Raw genomic sequence first — 23510 nt, 5'->3', positions numbered from 1 at the left:
CCTCGCTTGCGTCAATCGCTGTTGCTGAGCGTCAAGAGCAGCGAGCGCCCGCGTTCCCGCCAATCCAGCCAGGCGGCAATCCGCGCCGGGAATTCAAGCGGCGCCTGCTGCAGGGCTTCGGCAAGCTCCAGCAACTCGCGCTGCTCTGAACTGGAGATTCGACCGGGCGCAATCAACAGACAGTCGCCGGGGTGAAAGCGACCCTCGACCGTCCGCGTCTTTTCGCCGCCGCCAGGCGAATCGGGAACCAGCAGCGCCCGCCCCTGCTGCAGACGAAAGAAGACAGGCGTGACGCCCACGGAAAGCGACCGAAAGCGACCGTCGACAAAGAGTTCCGTGGTCAGAGTGCAAAGACCCTGCTCCGCCGCGCCAATGGCAGCGCGGTGTGCGGCGATCGAGTCCTCGGCCGCTTGAACGCGCTCGAAGAACTGCGCGGTGAAATCCACCGGCAGCGCGCCGGCGGAGGCGGTCATAGCCAGCGCCAGGCGTTTGTCTTCCCGGCGCACGAAAAATCGACGCTGCATACGCCCGCGAGTGCGACCGACGATACGATAGCGAAAATGATTCCAGGAGTGGAATTCCTCATCGCCACTGCGACCTTGCCCGGCGGCGACCGGCGGCGGCGCAGCCTGGATTGCCGTAGCGGGCGGCTTCTCTGCAACCGGCGCCGTGAAATTGTGTTCCTGCCGCGGCCTGGGACTCTGTTGTGGTTTGAGGTTATCGGCCAGATCAAATGGCAGCAGCTGACCGCTGGCGACGGCAGCATCCGCCAGGCGCAATACATTGAACTCGGCGCGGGCGCTGACTGGACTGGCAATGATCTGCTCCAGAAGCGGACGCTCCGGTCGCCAGCTGATAGCCAGCAAGGCTTCGTATCTTCCAAGATAGTTTGCCAGAAAATCGCTGCCGCCGGCCACAATCAGACGAAAGTCGCGCGCCTGCCGACCGCTGGCCAGCAAGCGCTCGTAGATTTCGCGAGCCAGCTCGCGGCGGGCGTTAGCCGAAGGCGAAGCATTCTTACGCGAAGCGACCACCAGAGCAGCGCGCTCCGCGCGTCGATCGTGCGTAAAGAAGCCTCCCGCCTCACAGCGGGCAACGCCCTGCATCGACAGGCGCTGGGCGGCGCCGGCCGGCAGGTCGGCATCCTCAATCAATTCCAGAGCGCCTGGCGCGCGTTCGGCAAGGAAGTTGCGCAGTAGCAAGGGAAGCGGAACAAGGCGCTCGCCCTGACGGCGCAGGCGCTGCAATGTCGGCAGGGCCGCCTCAGCGGGAGCCATAGTAACTTTCGACCTGGCTGAAGGCAGTGAGGATCCGCCGCGAGAGCGCGCTCAAGATTTTGAAGGCCCAGCGCGGATGACTGCGAAAAATCATCTCAAATGCATTGGGCGCCAGCTTCAGAATCTTGGCGGAGCTGGCGGCTATCAAAGTGGCCGAGCGTGGCACGTTTTCGATCATCGACATTTCGCCAAAGATTTCGCCCGGCCCCAGGGAATTGAGCACGCGGTAGGAACCCTTGTTCAAACGCTCCGTCACCACCACCCGTCCCGAAATGATCAGATACACCTCGCGCCCGAACTCGCCCTCACGGATAATGATTTGCCGCGGCTCGTAGGTCTTGCCGTACTTCATAAACAGCTCGGCGGTGATGGCCTGCTCGCCCTCGAAGCCCAGCTTCATCAAATCGGCGTCTGCTGCGTTTGCTTCCATAAAGTGCTTCTTCAGGGCTCTCAGTTCAGGGTCTTGATGCGGTCATTTGCCTGGCGTAACATTCGACTCAAGGAACGAATGGCCATAATTCCAAGTTTCAGATCGTGCGCCATATTGCGCTCCACCTCGGCCCTGGAGAAGCCCAGGGCGCGAACATCGCCGCGGGCGATGGCATCGGTCACGCGCGAACTGCCGGTGTAGACTTCAAGCAATCCCACCAGCTCTCCTTTGCCAAAGCGAAAGGTCTCTTTCTGTATGGGATTGTAGCGTCGAACAACCTCGATCTCGCCTTCCAGGATCAGGAAAACGGAAGGCTCGCCCAGCGTATAGTCGGCATGGTAAAGGTAGTCGCCGGTCACGTAGGAAAGCGGCCGACCTTTTTCTTTTAATGATAGAGACATGGATTGCGACTCCAGGGGCGCAGTGCGCCGCCAGGACGCCCTGCTTGAATGTGTCGGCGCCCGGGAAAAGTCCGCTTTACAGGGCGTCGACGAAAATCGACCGGGTTGGAGCACCAGTCATGCGCTTTTCCTTCGACGAGTGCTTCCAGAGTTTCCCCACCGCAACGCCGCCGGCCAACCTGCGCCAGTTCTGGGAGGGCGGTTTGGCCCAGCTGCGCCGCATCCCGGTCGATCCACGCCAGAAAATGGTATTATCGCGCTCGCTGGGCCGTGAATCGCAAAATGAGATAAGCTTTGCCAGCGCCGGCGGCCAGCGCCTGCACGGCTTTCTCGCCATCCCGCGTCGCCGCGGCCGCGTTCCTGTGGTGATTTCCTTCCATGATTACCAGCAGGAAATCGACAGTGAGCGCAGCTACACGCAGCATGGAGTCGCCCATCTCTCTTTCTGGCTGCGCGGCCACCAGCAAGAGGCCACAGTCGCTTCAGCCGATCAAGCGCCGGCGCCGCCCGCCCTGTTACAGGATGCGGGACTGGAGCCGCCGGAGAATAGCTACCTGTTCGGTTGCTTTCTGGATGCAGTACGCGCCATTGATTTCCTGAAGCTCAACCGCTCCATAGACTCCCAGCGTATTGGCGTGGTCGGTCGCGGCCTTGGCGCTGCCATGGCTGTCTTCGCCGCCGCCGCCATGCCGGAAAACGTGAAGGCTCTGGCGCTTGAGCGACCGGCGCTGCTCTGGTCTGATTGCTGGCTTTCTCTGGCGCGCTCGCCGCTCTGCAGCGAGGCCCGCCGCTTGCTGGATCGCTCGCAGCGGGCGCGATCCCGCGGAAAAAGGGCGCTATTGCTGTTCGATGGGCTCAACTGGTCGGCGGCCATCAAACAACCAACCCTGGTCCAAACCGGCCTCGACGATGAGCTCAATCCGCCGCGACCGGCCTTTGGATTCTTCAACCGCCTGCAGACCGATAAGACCATGGAAATTTTTACGGAGGAGCCCCCGGAAGGCCCGCTGCGCGCTGAACGCCTGAAGTCCCTGCAATACCTCTCCGCTCGCTTGAGCAACGAGGATGGGTCCGCGCCCCTCGACGAAAGCTAAACCATTGCGCGGCCTTTTTTGGCTTTACCAGGCGGGCAGAGCGCCAAATCTGCCCGTAGACCATATGAGCGAAGAGCAGAACAAGGCAGCGGAACAAGAGGCAGGCCAGCGCAGCGAAGAGCGTGGACGGGAAGAAGGCCAGAGCGAAGGCGAGGGCCACTTTGAGCGCAAAAAGCAGCGTCCGCGTTACCGTAAAAAGGTCCTCGATACCCGCAATCTGGTGCTGGACTACAAGCATCCCGAGGTTCTGGAACGCTTTCTTTCCAAGACTGGCAAGATCCTGCCGCGCCGCATGACCGGCGCCACCGCTCGAATCCAGCGCCGGATTGCGCGAGAGATCAAGCGCGCTCGCCAGATCAGCCTGGCCCCCTTCACCCGCCGATAAGCCGGTCGCCGCTCGGGACGCGGCATTCTACCGCCCGCGAAAATTTATTGTTTTCGCGGTCTGCGTCGCATTTTAACTGTTCCCCTGTCAGCCGCACTACGGCTACCGGGAAGCAACATGAGCAGAGACCAGTCGACCTCGGTCCTCAACAGCGCAAACCTAGAAATACTCGAACAACTTTACGAACAATTCAGTTCTAACCCGCAGTCTGTTCCGGCCGACTGGCGGGAATTTTTTATTCAAATGGAGCGTTCGCCGCAAGCGGCGAACGCCGGCGGCGCGGCTCAGGCCGTCTCTCTGCTTGCCGGCGCCGGAAAACTGGCCGAGCAGCAAACCCGGGATATTACCGACCTGCACATGAAGGCTCTGCTGCTGGTGCAGGCTTATCGCCGACACGGACATTTCGCCGCCGATACAGATCCGCTTGGATTCAAGAAACACAATCGCGATCATCTTGGTCTGGAAGATCATCGGCTTACGGAAGCGGATCTGGATCGCGATGTGATCGCATGGATTGGCGCTCGCGAAGTGCGCACCACCCTGCGCAATCTAGTGGCGCGTATGGAGAAGACCTACTGCTCCTCCATCGGCGTAGAATTTTTCTACATTCGCGACGAGGACCGTCGGCGCTGGATGATGGAGCGCCTCGAATCGGAGCAGCACCTGAGCAAGTTGCCGGCAAACGTGCAGCTGATGATCTTCGACAAGCTCTACAATGCTGAATACTTCGAGAAGTTCATCCACACCCGCTTTCCGGGCAAGAAGCGCTTTTCGCTGGAGGGCGGAGAAAGCCTGATCCCGGCGCTGTCCTCGATCATTGAAAACGCCGATCGCTTCAACATTCAACAGATTGTACTGGGTATGGCCCACCGCGGTCGTTTGAATGTGTTAACCAATATTCTTGGCAAAGACCCGGCGCAGATCTTTGCCGAATTCAATGAGAACCTGGCCCACGAAGAAGAGGAGATGGCCGGCGATGTGAAGTACCACCTGGGCTATTCCAATGATGTAGAGACCCTGGGCGGCCAGCGCGTGCACCTCAGCCTGGCCTTCAATCCCAGCCACCTTGAGGTCATCAACGCCGTCGTACTTGGCTCCTGTCGAGCGCGGCAGACGCGCAGCAAGGATCAAACGCGCAGCAACAATCTGCCGGTGCTGATTCACGGCGACGCAGCCCTCGCCGGTCAGGGCATCAACTACGAGACGCTGAACATGAGCGGACTGCGCGGCTACAGCGTCGGCGGCGCCATTCATATCGTTGTGAATAACCAGATTGGCTTCACCACGGAGCCCAGCGATTCACGTTCCACGCAGTACTGCACAGACGTTGCCAAAATGCTGCAGTCGCCGATTTTCCACGTTAACGGCAATGATCCCGAGGCCTGCTATCGAGCGATCATGCTCAGTCTTGAGTTCCGTCAGCGCTTTCAGAGCGATGTATTTCTGGATATTATCTGCTATCGGCGCTGGGGACACAATGAGACCGACGAGCCGGCTTTCACCCAGCCGGTAGTCTACAATCGCATCCGTCATTTGCCCACCACTGCCAAGATCTACGAGGATCGACTGCTGGCCGAAGGCATCCACGCCTCCGAGATCCAGGCCATCAAGGACCGCGTGCATGCGCGCCTGGAAGAGGCGTTGCAGCGCGTCAAAGAAGGACAACTCAAGGTAGAGATGGAGGCTTTTTCAGGGGCCTGGTCGGGCTTCCAGAAAGCAGAATCGACAGCGCAGCTCAATCCGGAGACCGGCGTCGATCGCGAACACCTGGAGGTGATTGCCGAGCACATCACGCGCTTGCCAGAGGGTTTCCGGCCCAACAGTAAGATCGCCCGCTTGCTGGAGCAGCGGCGGCAGATGTCTTCCTCGCGCGAATCGCGTCTGGATTGGGGCATGGCCGAAACCCTGGCCTACGGATCTCTTCTTATGGAAGGAACAAGTATTCGCATTTCTGGCCAGGACGCCAAACGCGGCACTTTCAGCCATCGCCACGCAGCGATCTTCGATATGGAAAGCGGCGCCGAACATATTGCCCTGGCCAGCCTGAATAGCGAGGCGCGCTTCGAAGTCATCAATAGCCTGCTATCGGAAGAAGCGGTGCTGGGCTTCGAGTTTGGCTTTTCCCTCGCCGATCCGCGTCATCTGACAATCTGGGAAGCGCAATTTGGCGATTTTGTAAACGGCGCCCAGGTGGTAATCGACCAGTTCATTTGCAGCTGTGAAGCCAAATGGAACCGTCAAAGCGGTCTGGTGATGCTCTTGCCGCACGGTTACGAGGGCCAGGGTCCGGAGCACTCCAGCGCGCGACCGGAGCGCTTCTTGCAGCTTTGCTCGCAGAATAACATCCAGGTTTGCAATCCATCGACGCCGGCCCAGTATTTCCATCTGATCCGCCGCCAGATGAAGCGGCAGTTCCGCAAACCATTGATTGTTCTTTCGCCCAAGTCCTTGCTGCGCTTGCCAGAAGCGGCCAGTTCCTTTGGCGACCTGTGCGAGGGCCGCTTTCAAGAGGTGATCGATGAGCGCGATCCCGCCATCGATCCGAAGAATGTGGAGCGCGTGTTGTTTTGCACTGGGAAGATCTACTACGAGCTGGTTGCCGAACGCAAAAAACGCGAGCAGCAAAACGTAGCCATCGTCAGCGTCGAACAGCTCTATCTCTATCCGGTCAATGAGATCGCCGGCGTACTGCAGCGCTATTCCATGGCCAGCGAAGTTGGCTGGGTTCAGGAGGAGCCGCGCAACCAGGGGGCGTGGACTTTCATCGAAAGCAGGCTGAATTCGCAGCTGCGTCCCAACCAGCGACTGCACTACTTTGGACGCACCCCCTCGCCCAGCCCGGCGACCGGCTACCACAAGGTGCACCAACGCGAACAGCAGGGCATTCTGGATGCGGCTTTGAAGTTGCACAGCCACGCCGCGATGCATAATTAAATTCGTTTTAGAGCGCAGATCGATAACCAAGCAGGCAAGGGAGACAGAGCATGGCCCAGAGTATCAAGACGCCGCCCATGGGTGAATCCATCAGCGAAGCAACGGTCGCTTCGTGGCGCGTGAAGCCCGGCGATAGCTTCAACGCCGGCGATATCCTGGTAGAGCTGGAAACGGACAAGGTCACCATGGAGGTGCCCGCGCCCAGCTCCGGTACGCTGAAAGAAATCAAGCGCAACAGCGGCGATACGGTCAAAGTCGATGAAACCCTGGGCGAATACGAAGAGGGTCCGGGGCGCGCCGCCTCGCCGCCGCCGGCTGCAGCTGCCTCGGCCGCAGCGCCTGCCGCCGCCTCGCCTGCTGCGCCGGCTGCCGCCGGTCCGCGCAACGAAACGCTGCCCCCCGGCGCTCGCCGCCTGGCAGCCGAAGCCGGCGTCAATCCGGCCGATGTCGCCGGCAGCGGAAAGCGCGGACAGGTTACCAAGCCAGACGTTGTGAACTACATCGAGCAGCGCGCCGCTGCACCTTCGGCGCCAGCGCGCAGCGCCGCCGCCCGCGGCGAACGCGAAAGCGTCGTGGCTATGTCCAGACTGCGGCAAAAGATCGCCGAACGATTGGTCGAAGCGCAGCACACCGCCGCCATTCTGACGACCTTCAATGAAGTCGATATGCATGCCGTCATGGAGTTGCGCGCGCGCTACAAGGACGCCTTCAAGGAAAAACACCAGGTCGGACTGGGATTCATGTCCTTTTTTGTGCGCGCCGCTGTCCTGGCATTGCAAGAAACGCCGGCAGTCAACGCCGAGATCCGCGGCACAGACCTGATTTACAAAAACTACTACGACATAGGCGTCGCCGTCGGCGGACCCAAGGGATTGGTGGTGCCGGTGGTGCGCGACGCTGATCAGCTCAGCCTCGCCGGCATCGAACAGGAGATCTTGCGTCTGGCGCTGCGCGTCAAAGAAGGCTCGATTGCGCTGGAGGAACTGCAGGGCGGCACCTTCACCATCTCCAACGGCGGAATCTACGGCTCGATGATGTCGACGCCAATTCTCAATCCGCCGCAGGTAGGCATCCTGGGCATGCACAATATTGTGAAGCGTCCAATGGTCGTCAACGATCAGATTGTCATTCGCCCGATGATGTACCTGGCGCTCTCCTATGATCATCGCGTAATCGACGGCAAAGAGGCCGTGACCTTCCTGGTGCGCATCAAGCAATTGATCGAAGATCCGCAGCGCATGCTGCTCGATATTTGAGGCGGATAAGTCCCGAATGAGCGAAACAAACGAAGTCTTTGATGTTGCTATTATCGGCGGAGGACCAGGCGGCTACGTCTGCGCCATTCGCTGCGCACAGCTGGGATTGAAAACCGCACTGATTGAGAAGCGGCCAACGCTTGGCGGGACTTGCGTTAATGTCGGCTGTATTCCCTCCAAAGCATTGCTCGACACCTCGCACAAATATGCCGAGGCGCAGCACGGACTTGATGCTCATGGAATATCCGTAAAGGATGTCCGCATCGACATCAGCAAAATGATGGCGCGCAAGACGCAGGTTGTAAAGGAACTCACTGATGGCTTGAACTTCTTAATGAAGAAGAACAAGATTACGGTATTTCAGGGCGCCGGTTCCTTTCAGAGCCACAGCGCCGAAGGCAGCGTGATCCAGGTCGACGGCGCCCAGAAGGCGACAGTGCGCGCCCGGCGCTCGGTGATAGCCACGGGTTCGGACACGATACAGATACCGGGCGTTCCGATCGACGGCGAAGTGATTGTCACCTCGGATCAGGCGATCTCCTTTGAGCGCGTTCCAGAGCGTCTGACGATCATTGGCGCCGGAGTCATCGGACTCGAACTGGGATCGGTCTGGAGCCGACTTGGATCGAAAGTACAGATCGTTGAGATGTTGCCCTCGCTGCTTGGGCCCATGGATCGCCAATTTCGCGAGCTGGCTCAGCGCAGCTACGAGAAGCAAGGACTGAGCTTTCTTCTGGAGCACAAGGTAGAAGGCGCCGAACGCAAGGGCAGCCGCGCCATTGTGCGCGTTGCCGACAAGGACGGAAAGAAGAAGGAACTGGAAGCCGATCGCGTGCTGGTGGCTGTCGGCCGCCGGCCCTATGTCGAGGGTTTGAATCTTGAGGCGGTGGGCGTCAAACTTACCAAACGCGGGCGGATTGAAGCGGATCCGCACACTTTACAATGTTCGACGCCGGGCATCTACGCCATCGGCGATGTGATCGAGGGCGGCATGCTTGCGCACCGCGCCGAGGAAGAGGGCGTAATGGTAGCGGAGATCCTGGCCGGCAAACCGGGTCACGTGAATTACGATGCGCTGCCCTACATCGTTTATACCTGGCCGGAAGTGGCATGGGTTGGCAAATCAGAAGAGGCGCTGCAGGCCGAAGGCAAAAAGGTTCGCAGCGGAAAGTTCTTCTTCAAACCCAACGGTCGGGCCAAGGCCATGAACGAAAGCGAGGGACTGATTAAGTTCATTGCCGACGAGCGCACCGACAAACTGCTCGGCGTCTTTATCCTTGGCCCCAATGCCTCCGAGCTGATCGCCGAGGCCGCCGTCGCCATGGAATTTGGCGCCGGCGCCGAGGATATCGGTCGCAGCTTCCACGCCCACCCCACTCTATCGGAAGCGATGAAGGAAGCGGCCCTCGACGTGGGCAAAAGTTCGATCCATCAGTAACAGGCCGATTGAGCGATGGCAAGCGCCGCCAGGGCGGCGCTCTCCACACGCAGGATGCTGCGGCCCAGCGCTGCGCAGCGCCATCCGGCCTGCTGCAATCGTTCAAGTTCAGTTTGCTCCCACCCGCCCTCCGGTCCGATAGCCAGCTGCAGCGGCGCGCGGTAGGGGGCGCACAGGGCGGGCGCCCGCTGGCGGAGCGCACAGAGTTCCTCCAGCAAAGTGGTTTCTGCGCCAGGGCTTAAGACAAAACGCAATGACGATGCAGACTGCGGCGCATAGAGCTCATCGAGAGCGACGCTGGCTGGCGCCTGGGGTAAGATGAAACGCTCGCTCTGTGCGGCGGCCTCGCGCATGATTCGTTCGGCGCGAGCAGCGTCGAGCGGGCGATGCTCGCTGCGCGCCGTTTGCAGCCAGGTCAGGCTGTGCACGCCAAGCTCTACCGCCTTGGGCAAAAGCCAGTCCTGACGATTGCGTTCCGGCGGCGCGCAATAGAGCCTGAGCTCAGGCTCTGCGCAGCGTAGCTCGCTGGAAAGATCCAGCTCGAGCCTTTGCAGGTCCGCCGAAAGCTGGCCGGACCAGCGGCGCCCGGCGCCGTCGCCCAGGCCAAGCGTCGCGCCGGGTTTCAGTCGACGTGCGCGCAAGTGGCGCAGCTCGCTTTCATTGAGCGTTACGGAAGGTGGCGGCGGCCCTTCCAAGGTGCGAAAAAGGATCAGCATTTACATCAACCGGCAGATGCACAATCGTCCATCTGCTCGAAAATTGATTGTCGCCTCCCGGCTTTGCAGCAGGCTGTCAGCCGCTTCCGGCCCCGGCGCCGGGAGATCGAACGTTGCCGAAGTGGTGGAACTGGTAGACACAGTGGACTCAAAATCCACCGGGAGCAATCCCTTGTCGGTTCGAGTCCGACCTTCGGTACAGTTTTTCAAAGCAGCCGCTTTACGCAGCGTTCGTTGGGGCATCGGTGGTACTCGATGCGACAGGCGCGATACTGGACGCCGGTCAATGCGTCTTCGGAGCGCAGCTCGGTCAGGCACTCCAGCGCATCGAAAGTAACATCCTCGGCCGAACGGTCGGACCGCGCCGCCAGCGGCTTCGCTTCCAGGGTCAAATTTGCAGCCACAGGAACCCTCCGTGGTTCTGTTTCGCACTAACGCGGCGCGGCGGTCATCGTTCTGGTCCCTGTTTTTTTTTGAAGGGACCTGGATTCAATATCGGCTCAGCCCATGGCTGGACTGTAGACCTGAACCTGATTGCGTCCGCCATGCTTGCAAGCGTAAAGGGCTTTGTCAGCGCGTTCCACCATGCGTTTGTTGGTCTTCAGGTCTTCTTCCGTCTGAAAGATGGCGACTCCCACCGAAAGCGTAACACGCATTTCCTTGCCTTCGTGCACTACAGTGCAAGCCTCCACCTGACGACGCAGGGTTTCGGCGATTTCGCGGGCGCGCTCGGCATCGGCCCCTGGCAGCACCAGGCAGAACTCCTCGCCGCCGTAGCGAGCGGCAAAGTCGGATTTGCGGGCCACGCTCATCAGGTTGCGGGCGACTTCCTTGAGCACAGCGTCGCCGGCCTGATGACCGTGGGTATCGTTGAAGTTCTTAAATTTGTCCACATCGGTCAAAAGCAGCGCAAGGGGCGTCCCTCTGCGAGCGGCCTTTTCGCGTTCCTCTTTGAAGCGACTCTGAAAATAGGCGTGATTCTTCAGGCCAGTCATCATATCGACGGTGGCGCGTTCGTAAAGACGGGCGTTTTCCACTGCCACGCCGGCCAGCGAGGCAAGATCGGAAAGAAATCCGCGCTCCTCTTCCGGATAGAGGCCGCCAATGACCTTCTCCCCGAGCACGATCAGGCCAATCACCTTCCCCTTAGCGCGCATCGGTACAATCAATTCGCCGCCCATTTCGCGGACCAGACGAACGCCGGCCTCGTCTTCGAAGCGAGCCAGGGCATCCTGCAGCGGCAGCGATTTGGTGTTGGACTCGAAGTAGTTGATCAATGGCGAATCGAGATTGATTCGATAGTGCGCGGGCGCTTCATTCAGCTCAAATCCCTTGTAGCCATCCATCAATTGCAGTGCGTCGGCGTCCATATCCGGCGTCAGAAACAAAGCGGCGCGCAGCGTTTGCACCTGCGCCAGACACATATCCAGCACAGCTTGAATCAAGTATTCGTAGTCGAGGGTTGAGTTGAGCGCCCGCGAAATTTCCAGCAGCTGCCGCAAGTCATAGATTTTCTTTTCGTAGTGCTGAATTTCGTCAGGAAGCGAGTAGGATAGCGTCATTGCATTCACTTGGCGACAAAAGGGCCGCCTGCGCATGACGCTGTCTGGCGCAGTGTGAGGCAAGCTGATTCCGGGGCAGCATCCGGTCAATCGCTGGAGCAGCGCGGCCCTGATGCTTCGAGTATGCGGAACGGCTTGACGCTGGACCCGCTCTGGCTATCCTGTCCGTAACACCGCGCGGTAGAGCAGTTGGTAGCTCGTTGGGCTCATAACCCAAAGGTCACAGGTTCAAATCCTGTCCGCGCTAATCGCGGGTTCGGCCGGAGAATGCCTGAAACAGACAGGCAGGAATTCCGGCCGAACCCATTTCAGGGCGAGGTAGCTCAGCCGGTCAGAGCGACGGATTCATAACCCGTAGGTCCGGGGTTCGATTCCCCGCCTCGCCACGTTCCTTCCGGGCCGCGCACCTGCTCCGGCGGCGCTCTCATGTTAGTCTACGCCACCCTTCCCCTTGCCTTGCTGCTGCTGGCGCAATTGCTGCTCTACGGACCTCTGCTGCAGCGACTGCTCAACCGCTGGCTGGCGCCCTCCTTCAGCATTGGCTTTGGCGGCGTCGGCTTCATCTTGCCGCTTTTAAGTTTTCGGGCGCGGAATTTTCGGATGATGATTCAACCGACGCTGCAATCTGATCGCGTCTATTTCGAGTGCCAGGGCTTGCGCTTTCGCATCTCCCTTCTGCATCTCTTCTTTTTCCATTTGCGTATTGTTGGCCTGCGGCTGGATCGGGCGCGACTGGAGTATGTCAATCGCGTTGATTCGCACCAGAAGAATCGCTTCCTGCCCGGCCGACATCGCGTTGAAATCCGCGGCGGCGATGTTCGCAATGGGCTGATCATTGTACGCGATGAGACTCGAACGCCAGTCTATCGCATGGAACTGCGCGACCTGCAACTCCATGATTTGAACATGGACGTGGCAACGCCGGTGGACCTGTTGTTTCGCACCGGGCGCGGTTCAGCACAAATAGGATCTGGACTGATTGAAATTGGCCAGACCCGCAGCGGCGGCGGATTTATTCGACTGAATGGCGTTACCTGGGGCGAGATCAGCAGTATGGATGGCCTGCCCTTTACCGGCTGGCGCATTGCGCTCTTTGCACACCATGAAGGCGACGCTCGCGGGCGTCGCGCCGAGGGCGCGCTCAGTTTTATTTCTCCCGATCCGGCCCGAGCTACGGAGGGTGTGCGCCCTGGCGCCGATGCAGTGCATTTCGAATTTCCGTTACACTGGGAAGACTATGCAATTTCCATGGATCTGGGTTTGCAACGTCTGATCGGCGAGGTGTTGCGCCACGGGCGAGCGCCGTGGGTTTCGCGCGGCTTGTTGCTGGGAAGCCGCAGCGTGTTTGAAATCGTCAAAAAGCAAGAACGCTAGCGCAACTCCGACCAGTCAATCGCCGTAGACCACAGTGCACTGACGCTGGAACAGAATCCAGAACCAGCTGTAATAGCTGTAGTCCACCGCACGAATATTGCTGACGGCGCCCGCGGCGGCCGCCGCTCGAATGCCTGCATCGCCGCTGGCCCAGACGCCTGCATAACTGTAGATACAAGACTCTCCGCGTCGCGGTCCTAGCGGACCAGCAGCAGGAATCTGATAGTGCAAGGTTACATCGGCATGCACCGCCGAGAATGGCGGCGCATTGGCTGGCTGCGCTACCTGACAGCTGCCAGACAACAGCGCCGCCGCCAGGAGCGGAATGGAGAGCAAAACGCGCATTGCGGCTCTCATTGCTTCCGATTTACATAGGTGGTGATATACAATTCTACAGCATCATGGATGATGCGTCGCGCCGCCTCGGCGCCAGAGAATCGATCAATTTCCACGCGCCGCCCCTCATACTCAAGGGCCTTGTAGTCGGTGAAGAAGCGTTCCAGTTCCCTGGTTTTGTGACCGGGAAGCTCGCTGATATCCTGGTAGTGATTGTATTCCGGATCGTTGGCATGGACGGCAATGATCTTATCATCGCGTTCTTGATTGTCGTGCATGGTCATGACGCCGATGGGCCGGCCGCGCATCAGCACGCTGGGGCCCACCTCCTGCTGGCCAAGCACCAGTACATCAAGGGGGTCATTGTCGTCGCAGAAGGTTCGCGGAATGAAACCGTAGTTGGCCGGATAGTGGACCGCGCTGTGCAGCACGCGGTCGACCATCACAATGCCTGTTGGCTTGTGCATCTCGTACTTGTATTTGGATCCGCGTGGGATTTCGATGAAACACCACAACTCGTGTACCGGACCAATATCAACCGCATGCCAGGCTGTATTTTCCAGATGATCTGGCGTCTTCCACGGCGTTAGACTCGAAGTATGCTCGCTTGCCACCTGCCGAATGTGGCCGCTGCACAAGGCCCGGCAAGAGGAATTCTCGACTGTGTCGACCGGGCCCTGTGCCAATCCGACAAGCCTGGAACTTTGCGGGGCGAAGCTGTCCTGCCCCGTCCATCGGCTCATGCCGCCGCCAGGCCCAATCTAAAACACACAGGGGCCTCGGCTCAGGCTGCGCCTGGCCAAGGGTAGCGAAGACCTGCGCAAGGCAGGGATGCCTTGCGCTCCTCAATTGCCAATGAACTGTGTGCAGATCATCAGCCAGGATGTCGGCGCGGCCTTTGCCGGAGCGCAGCGACGCCGGCGCAGCGATGCAAGCTGCGCCGGGCAAGGAACTTGCGCAAAGGCCGAATGTGCGCAAGACCAGCGCAAGGCAGGGATGCCTTGCGCGTCTCGATTGCGAATGAATTTCGTGCAGAGCATCAGGCAGGATGCCTGATGCTCTGCACACTATGTTAGAACGGCTCGGCGTTGCGAATTGCCTCTTCGATTTCCTTGAGCTGGGTAGAGATGCGGGCGTCGATCGATCCAACGTCGGTTTCGATAATACAACCGCCGCGATCGATGCGCGAATCCTCGTAGATGTTGACCTTGCGCAGCGATTCCATCATCTTGATCAGTTCGTCTTTGTGCGCCGTGGTCAATTCCAGGTCCGCAAAGTTGACGCGGATGTCGACGCGGTCGCGATCCTTAATTCGCTTCAGAGCTTCGCGAATATTGTTGAGGACGACTTCTTTCCGTTCGACTACTTCGTCCTTGATCACCTTGCGGGCAATCATCAGGATCATATCCACCATCTGCTTTTCGGAGGCGGCAATGATCTCTTCGCGCACGTCAATGGCCTGGCCTACAATGGTTCCAAGGCGGTCAATGAGCCGCCGAACCTCGGCCTGTCCCTTCTTGAAGCCGACTTCCCGGCCGGCGTCATAGCCCTTCTGGTAGGCCTCATGCTCGATTTCGGCGACGCGCATTTCGGCGTCCTTGACCATGCGCTCGACTTCCAGTTTGGCGCGCTCGATGATCTGTTCGGCGTTCAGCCGGGCCGCTTCTTCTTCGCGTTTGGCTTTTTCCTTGGATTCCTGGATCAGGTTGAAGGCGACGGCCTTGCCCTCTTCTTCGATCTGGCGCGAGCGCTCGTGCGCCTCATCCACTTCCTTCTGAATGCGCTCTTCGGTTTCCTTGCGGTAGCGTTCCAGTTCGGCTTCGATTTCTTCAATCGTTGGGCCGTGGTACTGCTCAATTACATTGCCGTCGGCATCTACCTCGTACTCATCGGTCTCATCGATCCCCTGGTATTTCTTGTACTTATCGGGGATATCAAGCTCCACCGATTCCTGCACCTGTGCGATCTGGGCGGGCTTGAAGACGAGCTTATTGCTTTGCGCCATGGTTGCCGGGCGCGCGCCTCAGTGGCGCGGCGTTCCCTGTATTTATCGGTTTGTGCGCCTGGCAAGGCAAAACGAATTCGCGCCGGCGGCCTTCACTCGCTGCCGGCGGGAATACTTCGCGATTCAGGCGCCAGGGCCAGATGACCGTCGCCAGTGAGGCTGCTGGCATCCCAGTGCAGGTCGCCGGTAGCAGCCTCCCGCCGCAGCGGACAGCCCTGAACGCGGCAAATGGTGCAATGCAGCGGCGAGCACGGGTCGCTATGCATCAGCAAGTCCAGCGGGCGGTCGAGGGAGGTCTGCAAATCATGATCGATTGCGCTTTCCAGTCGGTGCAATTCCTCGATTGTATAAAAACGCGGAGTGATCAAATGAAAGTTGATCTCCAGACGCGGGCCGCTTTCGCGCAGGCGCAGTCGATGGGGAAAGATCATTGCGTCGCGCCGGGCGGCGTGCAGCGCAGCCACCGCCGCCTGCAGCGTCTCCGGTCGGACTCGATCCAGCAATCGATGGAAGCTGGACTGGACGATGCGCACTCCCGAAATCAGTATCCACAGAGCCATGGCGCAGGCTACCAGCGGATCGAGCCATTGCCAGCCGCTCAATACGACGCCGCCAACCCCCAGCAGTACGCCAAGGCTGGTGATGACATCAGAAAATACGTGTTTGCCGTCGGCAACCAGCGCTTCGCTGTTCAGGCGCCGCCCGGTTCGCTGCAAGTACCAACCGAGTACGGCGTTGGCCAGCGAAGCCGCGGCAGTAAGCGCCAGGCCAAGCCGCAGCTGTCGCAACGCCTCGCCGCCCAGCAGTCGCGGCGCCGCTTCATACAGGATCGCCAGGGCGGCCAGAATGATCAGGCCGCCCTCAAAGCCAGCGCTGAAGTATTCCCAGCGGCCGCGACCAAAGGGATGTTCACGATCTGGCGCGCGCGCGCTCTGATAGACGGCGTAAGCGGCCACGCTTGCTGCCAGCACGTTGTTAATGCTTTCTACAGCGTCCGAGAAGATGGCAGCCGAATCCGTGATCACAAAGGCCGCAAATTTAATCAGCGAAATCAGAGCGCCGGCGAAAATCGAAAGCAAGGCCGCTCGCTGGATGGTACGGGCCGAGCTTTCCGAAAGCGAAGCAGGCATGGTCGACCTATCGCCGCGCGGCGGCGAACAAGGGCAAGTCGCTTCGGCCCCCCGCTGAACGAGTTGACCGGCCAGCCCGGCAGCCGACAAAGCCCGCAGTCTATGTCCGCGGCGGTCCTGAGTCTCAAGCGCAGCCCACTGGCAGGCGGCGGTGAAATTGTGGAGCTGACGCTCAATCGTCCGGAGAAGCTCAACGCAATCAATCGCGAGCTACAGCAGGCGCTGAAGGAAGAGCTGGGCAGTCTGGCGGCAGGGCGTTCGACGCGCGCGCTGCTTCTGGACGGCGCTGGTCGCGGCTTTTGCAGTGGCGCGGATCTCAAAGAGCGCGCCGGCATGCGCCCTGACGAAGTAAGCGAATTTTTGCAGAGCAACTCGGCGCTCTTCGAACAACTGGCGGAGTTCCCCGCCCCAACCATCGCGGTGATCCACGGAGCTGCCCTGGGCGGAGGCCTTGAGCTTGCACTTTGCTGCGACCTTCGCCTGGCAGCGGAGGACGCCCTGCTGGGGCTGCCAGAGACATCGCTGGGGATCATCCCCGGCGCCGGCGGCACGCAGCGCCTTCCGCGTTTGATTGGCGCCTCGCGAGCCGCTGAATTGATCTACTGCGCGCGGCGCATCAGCGGCATAGAGGCTGCAAACCTTGGCCTGGTCAATCGCGCCCTGCCCGCCGCCGCGCTGCAGACTGCGGCCTCGCAGCTGGCCGCCGAAATCGCGGCCAATGCGCCGATTGCGCTGCGCCAGGCCAAACTGGCCATGGCCCGTGGAATGCAGATGGAATTGTCCGCCGCACTGCAATGGGAGCAGGAATGCTACCAGGCCACAATTCCGACGCACGATCGCCAGGAAGCGCTGGCGGCCTTTCGCGAAAAGCGGCGTCCCATTTTCACTGGAGAATAGAAGTCATGATATTGACCGGGCCGGAAATCAAAAAGCGACTGAATGACGACATCAAGATTGAGCCATATGATGAATCACTGATCAATCCCAACTCTTACAACCTGCGCCTGCATGACGAACTGCTGGTGTATGCGGAGCTCGAACTGGACATGCGCCGTCCAAACGCAACACAGAAGCTGCGCATACCGGATGAGGGGCTGCTGCTTTCGCCCGGTCGGCTCTATCTTGGCCGTACTCTGGAGTACACGGAGACTCGCAACCTGGTGCCAATGCTGGAAGGTCGTTCTTCGATTGGCCGGCTGGGGATGTTCGTCCATGTGACCGCCGGTTTCGGCGACGTGGGCTTCTGCGGCTACTGGACGCTTGAAATCTCCTGCATCCAGCCGATTCGAATCTATGCCGGTACGCCCATCTGCCAGATCTTTTACCACACCGTGCAGGGCGCCATCGTCGAGTATCGCTCCGGCAAGTATCAGAACAATCGCGAGATCCAGCCCAGCCTGCTCTACAAGGACTTCGAAAGACGCTGATCAACAGCCGGCAAATGCCATTGACAGCGAGGCCGGACAGACAAGTCTCCGACTATGGCCCGGCGCATGTGGAAGAGCCAGTTCAGCTTCTACATGTTGCTGACAATGCTGCCGCTGCTGGCCCTGGCCGCTGCACTGCTGGCGGCGCCCGAATGGCTGGCGGCTTTGCTCTTCCAGTCCGCGGAATCTTCGCCGGCTTTTTTGTGGGCTGGCCGCCTGGCAGGGGGCGCGCTGCTGTTTGTCGCCATGGCTCTGTGGGGTGCGCGCAGCCATCCTGGCGACTCCCGCGACCTATTTTTCTGGGGCGGCATCTTCTATCTGGCCCTGTCGATGCTCTTTTTATTCAGCCCCTTTCTTTTTTCGCTGAGCTGGTCGCGGGCGGCGCCGGCAGCCGCGCTATTCTTGCCCGGTTCGGCGCTGCAGCTGGCCTTTGCCTCGCGCAACCTGCTGGTTCGCGAATGACAGGAGTAGGTTGACGAATCCGCAGCCCGGCGCTTGCTTTCCAGTGATGCTGCAGTTCGAGTCGGGAAATCCGGAAAAACCCAGCGGCAACCTGCTGGTCTACTGCGAGGTTCGGGGCGAAAATCCAATCGAACCGGAAGATGGCGTGCTTGCCTGTCACATTGCTGTGAGCTTCGTCGGCGCTCAAGAGAGCAATTTCCCGGTGGTAATCTTTCCGCCGATCAGCGCCGCCGATCTATCCGAGCTGGAGACGCTTGCCGCACGGGATGATCGCCTCGATATCGTGCGCACTGAAGATTATATCGCACCGGCCGAAGAGGAGCGCGAGGACTACATGCGGCGTCGGATGGAACAGCTCAACGAGCTGGTACTTGCCTACGTCGAACTCTGCCGCAAGCGCTTTGCTGCCGGCGCTCCGCCTTCTGGAAGGAGGCTGCGCGCTTTGCCCTCCCCGCCCTCCGCTCCTGAACCGCAGACGCCCAATTCGGAGTCGCGACTGTTTGAAGAAATGGAACAGGCGCTATCCGGCAGCGGCGATTCGGCCTCGCGCGATCGATTGGATTCACTGCTGCGCCACGCCATGCAGCGCTTCCCCCAGTTTGATACGGGAAACTTGCTGCGCGATTTGAAGGCCGGCGGTCTCGATCTGGCCCGGCTCTACTTGAAAAAGTTCCGAGCAATTCAGGCGGAGCGCTACGAAGAAGCCGCCTCTCTGCAGAGCGATATTCAGAAATTCGTCTCGCGGTAGAAGCAAGGCATGCTCAGCTCAGGGCCTGGCAGCGCCAGCGAAGCCCGTGGCGGGGCAAGCGCCGAAGCTACAACGGAATACTTCCAGCGCATTGCCGATTCCAATCAGGACTACATCGACCGCTACTGGCATCGGCCGGCGATCGGTTGGGAGGTTTCCCGTCTTGGTTTCGGAAGTTATCGCGTTCATCGGGGCGTGCGCGAACACGTCGACGCTCTGCGCGACGCATTGCTAAGCGGCGTCAACGTCATCGACACAGCCGGCAACTATGCCGACGGCGCCTCTGAAACCATGATTGGTCAGACTCTGGAAGAGCTTTTTCGAGCTCGTCGGCTGCGCCGTGAGATGATCGTTTTAGTCAGCAAGGCTGGCTTTCTACAAGGTCAAAGCGCCCGCCTGCTATTGCGATCGGGCCGCTACTCACAAATGGATGCGATCGGTCCAGAATCCTGGCACTCTCTGGACCCTGACTTTCTCGAGGATCAACTTGCGCTGAGCTTGAGTCGACTCAAGCAGCCGAGTCTGGATGTACTGCTGTTGCACAATCCGGAAACAGCGATGTCTGGCAGCAGCGGCAAGAGGCGCAGCATCGAGCAGATGCGTGGCTTGCTTGCTCGCGCCTTCGCCCGCCTGGAGCAGTTGGTCGAGCAGGGGCGCATCGGCTGCTATGGAGTTTCCTCCAATGCCCTGAGTCTGGCAGCCGACCAGCCGCTCTTGCTTTCGCTGCCGATGACGCTGGAGCTTGCCGGTCCAAACTTTCGAGTGCTGCAATTCCCCGGAAACTTGCTGGAAAGCGATTTTCGCTTCAGTCGAGCGGGCGGCTATCTGCTGAGCGACGTAGCCGAACAACGCGGCTTGTGGACAATGAGCAACCGCCCGCTGAACGCCATGCACGAGCGCCACGGGCTGGTCCGCCTGGCGCGCCTGGCCGATCCTCCGCCAGACGACGGCGACACGGAGATTGCCGATTTCGATGCGGCGATCGGACGACTGCAGGAAATTGAAAGCGAAATTCAGGAGCGCTTTGGCGGAGAACGCTTTCGATTTGGCCCGGAATTGCCGGCGCCCTCTCAAATCATCCAGGAACTGCGCCCGCGACTGCTGCATCGCGAGGCGCTGCGGGCCAATCTACATCTGCTGCAATCACCACTGCAGCGAGCGGCAAATCGTCTCAATGCTCTGGCAGAGACGGAAGGCGAGCGCTATGCCGTAGAGGCCCTGGCACGGACTGCAAACGCCGCCCTTGCTCACTGGGAGCGAGAGCTCGATGCTCGCTACCACCAGAGAATGTCGTCGGTGGAGGACGCGTTGCGTCAATCTTCGCCGCGGCTGGCCGGCTTGCCGTTGGCCCTGCAAGCGTTGCTCTACCTGCTGGCCAGGCCAACGCCGGTCACCGTGCTGGCCGGGATGCGGCGTAAGGAATATGTACGTCAGCTCTGCGCCGCTTTTCGCAATGAACCGCCGGCGCCAGAGGAAGCGCTGGCAATATTGCAGAAGGCCGGTTCGGCAATCGAAGAGGCCCTGCACTGAAGCGCAATCCTCGGCCTGATTTCGCTTGCAGGACCGGGCGGGCGCCGTCTGCTGGAGTTCAGGTCCGCCATGCTCACTGACCAGCAGCTGAAACTCCTCAAAATCTATGATGAGGGCCTTGCCCTCTACAAAGAGCGAAAATGGTCTGCCGCACGAGATAAGTTCCTGGAGGCCTTGCAGGCCTTGCCAGAAGATGGTCCCTCGCGATTGTATGTGGAGCGTTGCGAGGCATACATGAAAGACCCTCCCGGCGCAGACTGGGATGGCGTCTTCGTGATGAAGACCAAGTAGTTGGATACGGGCATCGATGGCCAAAAAGAAAGATAACCTGCTTATGGAAATTACCGAGGGCGGCGTCGTTTCGACGGTCCTCGGCAGGGAAACCAGCTTTGAAGGCGTGCTGGAATTCAAGCGCCCGCTGCAAATCAATGGCGAATTCCAGGGTGAGATCATCACCGATGGCGTTCTGTTGATTGGAGAGACAGCAATAGTGCGCGCCAATATTCGCGCCGGCGCCGTGGTCGTTGGCGGCCAGGTTTATGGCAACATTGAGGCGCGCAATCGTCTGGAGATGCTGGCCAGCGGAAGGGTGCACGGTAACATCCGCACGGCAAAGCTACAAATTGCAGATGGCGTTGTCTTCGACGGCAACTGCGAAATGATTTCCCCTCAGGAAGTGAGTTCAGTAAAGGCGTCGCGATAGATTGCGGCCGTCCGCTCCCAGCTCCAGCGTTCCGCTCTGAACTTCACTGGCTTGAAGCCGTGCTTGCGCTGGGCAAGGGTTTCTTCCGTCAGCGAAGCGGTCCAGGACTGAACATCATCGGGAGAATGATAGCGGGCCTTTTTTCCGGCAATCTCATGAAAGCAGGGCAGATCGCTGGCCAGCGCTGGCAGGCCGAAGCACAAAGCCTCCAGCAGCGAAAGCCCGAAGCCTTCATAGCGCGAGGGGATGCAAAACATCGCCGCGCTGCGATAGAGTTCTTCGACCAGTCGATCGGAAAGTCCCTGCAGAACATGCAACTGTCCGGTCCGGGCAATGGCGCCATCGAGCTCGGCGTAAAACTCAGGACGCTCCCAACCGCGCCGACCGACAATCACCAGTGGCAGGGCCTTCTTCTTCAGCCGTTGGCGATAACTCTGCCAGCCCTTCAGCAAGACCTCATAGTTCTTCCGCGGTTCAATCGTGGACACGGCCAGTATAAAATTTCGATCCAGAGCAAATCCAAGGCGCCGCGCCAGCTCCCGGCGAATCTCGCGACGGACCAGCGGACTGAGATTCGGCGGCGGTTCATAGCCCAGCAGGGCCGCTGCGGCGCGCCCGGCGGGGAAGCCGTAGATACGCTGCATGTCGCGATTGGTCTGCTCCGAGATTGAATAGATCCGGTCCGCGCGCTTGATGCTCATCCGAATCACAGCGCGCTGCTGCAGGCGCGCCAGTCGGCGCATCGTTTCCGGAAAGAATTCCAGCACCAGATCGTAGAAGGTCAACACCACCGGCAAGGCGCGAGGCAAGAACGGCGGAGTAACCTGTTGTGAGCCCCAGAAAACGTCCACCGGGCGTCGATGCAATTCCAGAGGAAGCGCCGCATTGAACCAGAGTCCGGCGCGCGAAGCCAGCGGACCGCCGCCCTGCACCCATTCAACCAGCGGCGAAGCCGTTAGCTCTGCAAAATCAGGATGCGCTGGCGCGCTGGCATACAGCCGGAATCGAAAACGATCGCGATCCGGAAAATGACGAATGGTTTGCGCGATGACGCGCGCTACGCCTGAAGTGGGCGAGGTCAGCGGGCGGGCATCGACGCCTACTACTATACGCTTCATCTACGCGGCGCCGCAAAGCGCACCGGGAAAAGACTGGTAATGGAATGCTTGTAGACCAGCGTCAAATTGCGCTCGGTATCCAGTAAAATCGTAAAATTGTCGTGAGCCAGCACCTTGCCCTTCACCTGAACGCCGTTTTTCAGAAAGGCCGTTACCGGGCGTGATTTCTCCATGGCCTGATCAAGCAGCCGCTCCTGATGCAATTTGCGGACTTCGCTCATCGCACCGTTAGCACCCCAGCAAGTCGGTGCGCTGGCAATCGAAAATCAATCGTAGCTGCGACGCAACTTCAGTCCCAGATCGTCGGCCAGACGCAGTACGCTTTCCACCAGCAATGCCGGGCCGGCGCAAAGCCCATAGCTGCGCACCGAGGGGGCATTGAATTGCGTTGGCTGACGCCGCTCCAGATCAATCATGCGCCAGCCCTCGCGAGCGCCAATCAAGGCCGCGCCTCCGCAGATGTCCCACTCGCTCTTGGGAAATAGACTGAGCACAACGTCGCACTGGCCAGCAGCCAGCAAGGCCAGCTTGCGAGCAATGGAGCCGGTGGCAACAACCTGCACCCGGCCCTGCAAAGCATTGTAGACGCCGCGATCCATCTCCGATCGTGAGACCATCATCCGCGCCTGCGGCAAGGCCGGCGTTGCGGGCGATGGCAGCGCCGTCATCTGTAGTTCCAGTGCATGGGCCTGATGCAGCCAATCCGCCGGAGAATACGCTGCAGCCTGCGCTGGCAGCGCCTGATTGGCATCAAAGCGCCAGTCACAGAGTCCCAGCCCCGGGCCGCCAATCAAGATGCGACCATCGGCAGGCAGCGCCACGCAACCCAAACGGGCTTCGCCGCCAACAGCCAGACCAATGGAAACGGAATACTCCGCGACGCCGGAAGCGAATTCGCGCGTACCATCGATCGGATCGACAATCCATGCCTGCTTGTGCTGCAACCGATCAAGGTCATCGTGAGACTCTTCCGAGAGCCAGGCTGCTTCCGGCAGGAGGGCGCCAAGGGCCTCGCGCAATATCGAATTGGCCAAAAGATCGGCGCGCGTCACCGGCGTGGCGTCTTCTTTCTGACGAACATCCAGCCTTCCACTGCGCTGAACGCTTAAAGCGCCCAGCGCCGCAGCAAGCGCGGCGCGCAACAGGCCAGGTTGCAATGCTGAGAGCCCGACGCTCAAGGCTGC

At 60.0% G+C, this 23510-nt stretch carries 26 protein-coding genes and 3 tRNA genes; 16 read left to right on the top strand and 13 right to left on the bottom strand.

Translation table 11 applies throughout. The features are described from left to right. Nucleotides 1-11 precede the first annotated feature (11 nt). The 3 genes from K1X75_07175 to K1X75_07165 are packed head-to-tail and all read right to left on the bottom strand — an operon-like array spanning nt 12 to nt 2108. The gene (locus K1X75_07175) at nt 12-1277 is read right to left on the bottom strand and encodes a hypothetical protein (protein MBX7057831.1); all 1266 of its coding nucleotides are present in this window, start codon (nt 1275-1277) and stop codon (nt 12-14) included. Continuing rightward, a complete protein-coding gene (locus K1X75_07170; GenBank protein MBX7057830.1) occupies nt 1264-1707 on the bottom strand; it encodes a cyclic nucleotide-binding domain-containing protein in 444 nt (147 codons plus the stop codon). Before K1X75_07170 ends, K1X75_07175 begins: the two co-directional genes overlap by 14 nt. A 20-nt stretch (nt 1708-1727) precedes the next feature. Further along, nucleotides 1728-2108, bottom strand: a complete 381-nt coding sequence (locus K1X75_07165; protein MBX7057829.1) for a cyclic nucleotide-binding domain-containing protein — start codon at nt 2106-2108, stop codon at nt 1728-1730. A 119-nt stretch (nt 2109-2227) separates the two neighbouring features. On the opposite strand from K1X75_07165, the gene K1X75_07160 reads away from it, so the two are divergent. From K1X75_07160 to lpdA, 5 genes are all read left to right on the top strand, one after another. Further along, a complete protein-coding gene (locus K1X75_07160; protein MBX7057828.1) occupies nt 2228-3202 on the top strand; it encodes an acetylxylan esterase in 975 nt (324 codons plus the stop codon). Nucleotides 3203-3266: 64 nt separating this feature from the next. Beyond that, nucleotides 3267-3587, top strand: coding sequence for a 30S ribosomal protein S18 (gene rpsR, locus K1X75_07155; GenBank protein ID MBX7057827.1), 321 nt, complete (start codon nt 3267-3269; stop codon nt 3585-3587). Between the two features lie 117 nt (nt 3588-3704). Further along, complete coding sequence (locus K1X75_07150; protein MBX7057826.1) at nt 3705-6521, top strand: 2-oxoglutarate dehydrogenase E1 component; 2817 nt, start codon at nt 3705-3707, stop codon at nt 6519-6521. A gap of 50 nt (nt 6522-6571) precedes the next feature. Next, nucleotides 6572-7777, top strand: a complete 1206-nt coding sequence (gene odhB / locus K1X75_07145) for a 2-oxoglutarate dehydrogenase complex dihydrolipoyllysine-residue succinyltransferase (GenBank protein MBX7057825.1) — start codon at nt 6572-6574, stop codon at nt 7775-7777. Nucleotides 7778-7793: 16 nt separating this feature from the next. Then, complete coding sequence (gene lpdA / locus K1X75_07140) at nt 7794-9215, top strand: dihydrolipoyl dehydrogenase (protein MBX7057824.1); 1422 nt, start codon at nt 7794-7796, stop codon at nt 9213-9215. Here the strand turns inward: lpdA and K1X75_07135 are convergent. Beyond that, nucleotides 9209-9931 carry an RNA methyltransferase gene (locus K1X75_07135; protein MBX7057823.1) on the bottom strand — a complete coding sequence of 241 codons (723 nt, stop codon included), beginning with the start codon at nt 9929-9931 and terminating at the stop codon, nt 9209-9211. The two genes, lpdA and K1X75_07135, sit on opposite strands and share 7 nt — an antisense overlap. A gap of 115 nt (nt 9932-10046) precedes the next feature. Between K1X75_07135 and K1X75_07130 the strand changes: the two genes are divergently transcribed. Beyond that, nucleotides 10047-10130, top strand: a tRNA-Leu gene (locus tag K1X75_07130). Between the two features lie 7 nt (nt 10131-10137). Here K1X75_07130 and K1X75_07125 read toward each other — a convergent pair. After that, the gene (locus K1X75_07125; protein ID MBX7057822.1) at nt 10138-10335 is read right to left on the bottom strand and encodes a hypothetical protein; all 198 of its coding nucleotides are present in this window, start codon (nt 10333-10335) and stop codon (nt 10138-10140) included. A gap of 96 nt (nt 10336-10431) precedes the next feature. Further along, nucleotides 10432-11493, bottom strand: a complete 1062-nt coding sequence (locus K1X75_07120) for a sensor domain-containing diguanylate cyclase (protein ID MBX7057821.1) — start codon at nt 11491-11493, stop codon at nt 10432-10434. A 174-nt stretch (nt 11494-11667) separates the two neighbouring features. On the opposite strand from K1X75_07120, the gene K1X75_07115 reads away from it, so the two are divergent. The 3 genes from K1X75_07115 (at nt 11668) to K1X75_07105 (ending at nt 12867) form a co-directional block, all read left to right on the top strand. Next, nucleotides 11668-11740, top strand: a tRNA-Met gene (locus K1X75_07115). Nucleotides 11741-11805: 65 nt separating this feature from the next. Continuing rightward, a tRNA-Met gene (locus tag K1X75_07110) sits at nt 11806-11879 on the top strand. A 40-nt stretch (nt 11880-11919) separates the two neighbouring features. Next, nucleotides 11920-12867 carry a hypothetical protein gene (locus K1X75_07105; protein ID MBX7057820.1) on the top strand — a complete coding sequence of 316 codons (948 nt, stop codon included), beginning with the start codon at nt 11920-11922 and terminating at the stop codon, nt 12865-12867. A gap of 15 nt (nt 12868-12882) precedes the next feature. On the opposite strand, the gene K1X75_07100 is transcribed toward K1X75_07105, so the two are convergent. The 4 genes from K1X75_07100 to K1X75_07085 all read right to left on the bottom strand — a co-directional run bounded on the left by K1X75_07100 (nt 12883) and on the right by K1X75_07085 (nt 16338). After that, on the bottom strand, nt 12883-13212 hold the full coding sequence (locus K1X75_07100) for a TRL-like family protein (GenBank protein MBX7057819.1): 330 nt from the start codon (nt 13210-13212) through the stop codon (nt 12883-12885). An 8-nt stretch (nt 13213-13220) separates the two neighbouring features. Next, entirely contained in the window at nt 13221-13946 is a 726-nt protein-coding gene (locus K1X75_07095) for an inorganic diphosphatase (protein ID MBX7057818.1), read from the bottom strand. A 329-nt stretch (nt 13947-14275) separates the two neighbouring features. Then, nucleotides 14276-15208, bottom strand: a complete 933-nt coding sequence (fliH, locus tag K1X75_07090; GenBank protein MBX7057817.1) for a flagellar assembly protein FliH — start codon at nt 15206-15208, stop codon at nt 14276-14278. Nucleotides 15209-15300: 92 nt separating this feature from the next. Then, the gene (locus K1X75_07085) at nt 15301-16338 is read right to left on the bottom strand and encodes a cation diffusion facilitator family transporter (protein MBX7057816.1); all 1038 of its coding nucleotides are present in this window, start codon (nt 16336-16338) and stop codon (nt 15301-15303) included. 102 nt (nt 16339-16440) lie between these two features. Here K1X75_07085 and K1X75_07080 point away from each other — a divergent pair, with 102 nt between their 5' ends. The 7 genes from K1X75_07080 to K1X75_07050 all read left to right on the top strand — a co-directional run bounded on the left by K1X75_07080 (nt 16441) and on the right by K1X75_07050 (nt 21208). Continuing rightward, the gene (locus K1X75_07080; protein MBX7057815.1) at nt 16441-17235 is read left to right on the top strand and encodes an enoyl-CoA hydratase/isomerase family protein; all 795 of its coding nucleotides are present in this window, start codon (nt 16441-16443) and stop codon (nt 17233-17235) included. 5 nt (nt 17236-17240) lie between these two features. Next, nucleotides 17241-17765: a dCTP deaminase gene (dcd, locus tag K1X75_07075; protein MBX7057814.1), complete on the top strand. Its 525-nt coding sequence runs from the start codon at nt 17241-17243 to the stop codon at nt 17763-17765. Nucleotides 17766-17819: 54 nt separating this feature from the next. Then, nucleotides 17820-18227, top strand: a complete 408-nt coding sequence (locus K1X75_07070; GenBank protein MBX7057813.1) for a hypothetical protein — start codon at nt 17820-17822, stop codon at nt 18225-18227. 46 nt (nt 18228-18273) lie between these two features. Next, nucleotides 18274-18975 carry a hypothetical protein gene (locus K1X75_07065; GenBank protein MBX7057812.1) on the top strand — a complete coding sequence of 234 codons (702 nt, stop codon included), beginning with the start codon at nt 18274-18276 and terminating at the stop codon, nt 18973-18975. A 9-nt stretch (nt 18976-18984) separates the two neighbouring features. After that, the gene (locus K1X75_07060) at nt 18985-20505 is read left to right on the top strand and encodes an aldo/keto reductase (GenBank protein ID MBX7057811.1); all 1521 of its coding nucleotides are present in this window, start codon (nt 18985-18987) and stop codon (nt 20503-20505) included. Nucleotides 20506-20574: 69 nt separating this feature from the next. Beyond that, nucleotides 20575-20796 (top strand): hypothetical protein, encoded by a 222-nt coding sequence (locus tag K1X75_07055; GenBank protein ID MBX7057810.1) that lies wholly within the window; start codon nt 20575-20577, stop codon nt 20794-20796. A gap of 16 nt (nt 20797-20812) precedes the next feature. Next, nucleotides 20813-21208 (top strand): polymer-forming cytoskeletal protein, encoded by a 396-nt coding sequence (locus K1X75_07050; GenBank protein MBX7057809.1) that lies wholly within the window; start codon nt 20813-20815, stop codon nt 21206-21208. Here K1X75_07050 and K1X75_07045 read toward each other — a convergent pair. Genes K1X75_07045 through K1X75_07035 form a run of 3 tightly spaced genes read right to left on the bottom strand, consistent with a single transcriptional unit; the run spans nt 21175 to nt 23504 of the window. Then, nucleotides 21175-22326: a glycosyltransferase family 4 protein gene (locus K1X75_07045; protein ID MBX7057808.1), complete on the bottom strand. Its 1152-nt coding sequence runs from the start codon at nt 22324-22326 to the stop codon at nt 21175-21177. The genes K1X75_07050 and K1X75_07045 overlap by 34 nt on opposite strands. After that, nucleotides 22323-22547 (bottom strand): RNA chaperone Hfq, encoded by a 225-nt coding sequence (gene hfq, locus K1X75_07040; GenBank protein MBX7057807.1) that lies wholly within the window; start codon nt 22545-22547, stop codon nt 22323-22325. The genes K1X75_07045 and hfq overlap by 4 nt, the downstream gene beginning before the upstream one ends. Nucleotides 22548-22592: 45 nt before the next feature. Next, a complete protein-coding gene (locus tag K1X75_07035) occupies nt 22593-23504 on the bottom strand; it encodes a hypothetical protein (protein ID MBX7057806.1) in 912 nt (303 codons plus the stop codon). Nucleotides 23505-23510 lie beyond the last annotated feature (6 nt).

This window comes from Leptospirales bacterium, from assembly GCA_019694655.1.
Classification (GTDB): Bacteria; Spirochaetota; Leptospiria; order Leptospirales; family Leptonemataceae; genus SSF53.
This window is presented reverse-complemented; position numbering and strand designations above follow the sequence as displayed.

Bases quoted from the DNA above. Each gene is read 5' to 3' on its own strand.
- K1X75_07165 (MBX7057829.1), bottom strand. From the start codon at position 2,108: ATGTCTCTATCATTAAAAGAAAAAGGTCGGCCGCTTTCCTACGTGACC.
- dcd (MBX7057814.1), top strand. From the start codon at position 17,241: ATGATATTGACCGGGCCGGAAATCAAAAAGCGACTGAATGACGACATC.
- K1X75_07120 (MBX7057821.1), bottom strand. From the start codon at position 11,493: ATGACGCTATCCTACTCGCTTCCTGACGAAATTCAGCACTACGAAAAG.
- K1X75_07105 (MBX7057820.1), top strand. From the start codon at position 11,920: ATGTTAGTCTACGCCACCCTTCCCCTTGCCTTGCTGCTGCTGGCGCAA.
- K1X75_07045 (MBX7057808.1), bottom strand. From the start codon at position 22,326: ATGAAGCGTATAGTAGTAGGCGTCGATGCCCGCCCGCTGACCTCGCCC.
- K1X75_07070 (MBX7057813.1), top strand. From the start codon at position 17,820: ATGGCCCGGCGCATGTGGAAGAGCCAGTTCAGCTTCTACATGTTGCTG.
- K1X75_07135 (MBX7057823.1), bottom strand. From the start codon at position 9,931: ATGCTGATCCTTTTTCGCACCTTGGAAGGGCCGCCGCCACCTTCCGTA.
- rpsR (MBX7057827.1), top strand. From the start codon at position 3,267: ATGAGCGAAGAGCAGAACAAGGCAGCGGAACAAGAGGCAGGCCAGCGC.
- K1X75_07160 (MBX7057828.1), top strand. From the start codon at position 2,228: ATGCGCTTTTCCTTCGACGAGTGCTTCCAGAGTTTCCCCACCGCAACG.
- K1X75_07100 (MBX7057819.1), bottom strand. From the start codon at position 13,212: ATGCGCGTTTTGCTCTCCATTCCGCTCCTGGCGGCGGCGCTGTTGTCT.
- odhB (MBX7057825.1), top strand. From the start codon at position 6,572: ATGGCCCAGAGTATCAAGACGCCGCCCATGGGTGAATCCATCAGCGAA.
- hfq (MBX7057807.1), bottom strand. From the start codon at position 22,547: ATGAGCGAAGTCCGCAAATTGCATCAGGAGCGGCTGCTTGATCAGGCC.
- K1X75_07055 (MBX7057810.1), top strand. From the start codon at position 20,575: ATGCTCACTGACCAGCAGCTGAAACTCCTCAAAATCTATGATGAGGGC.
- lpdA (MBX7057824.1), top strand. From the start codon at position 7,794: ATGAGCGAAACAAACGAAGTCTTTGATGTTGCTATTATCGGCGGAGGA.
- K1X75_07170 (MBX7057830.1), bottom strand. From the start codon at position 1,707: ATGGAAGCAAACGCAGCAGACGCCGATTTGATGAAGCTGGGCTTCGAG.
- K1X75_07175 (MBX7057831.1), bottom strand. From the start codon at position 1,277: ATGGCTCCCGCTGAGGCGGCCCTGCCGACATTGCAGCGCCTGCGCCGT.
- K1X75_07095 (MBX7057818.1), bottom strand. From the start codon at position 13,946: ATGAGCCGATGGACGGGGCAGGACAGCTTCGCCCCGCAAAGTTCCAGG.
- K1X75_07150 (MBX7057826.1), top strand. From the start codon at position 3,705: ATGAGCAGAGACCAGTCGACCTCGGTCCTCAACAGCGCAAACCTAGAA.
- K1X75_07050 (MBX7057809.1), top strand. From the start codon at position 20,813: ATGGCCAAAAAGAAAGATAACCTGCTTATGGAAATTACCGAGGGCGGC.
- K1X75_07085 (MBX7057816.1), bottom strand. From the start codon at position 16,338: ATGCCTGCTTCGCTTTCGGAAAGCTCGGCCCGTACCATCCAGCGAGCG.
- fliH (MBX7057817.1), bottom strand. From the start codon at position 15,208: ATGGCGCAAAGCAATAAGCTCGTCTTCAAGCCCGCCCAGATCGCACAG.
- K1X75_07065 (MBX7057812.1), top strand. From the start codon at position 18,274: ATGCTGCAGTTCGAGTCGGGAAATCCGGAAAAACCCAGCGGCAACCTG.
- K1X75_07080 (MBX7057815.1), top strand. From the start codon at position 16,441: ATGTCCGCGGCGGTCCTGAGTCTCAAGCGCAGCCCACTGGCAGGCGGC.
- K1X75_07060 (MBX7057811.1), top strand. From the start codon at position 18,985: ATGCTCAGCTCAGGGCCTGGCAGCGCCAGCGAAGCCCGTGGCGGGGCA.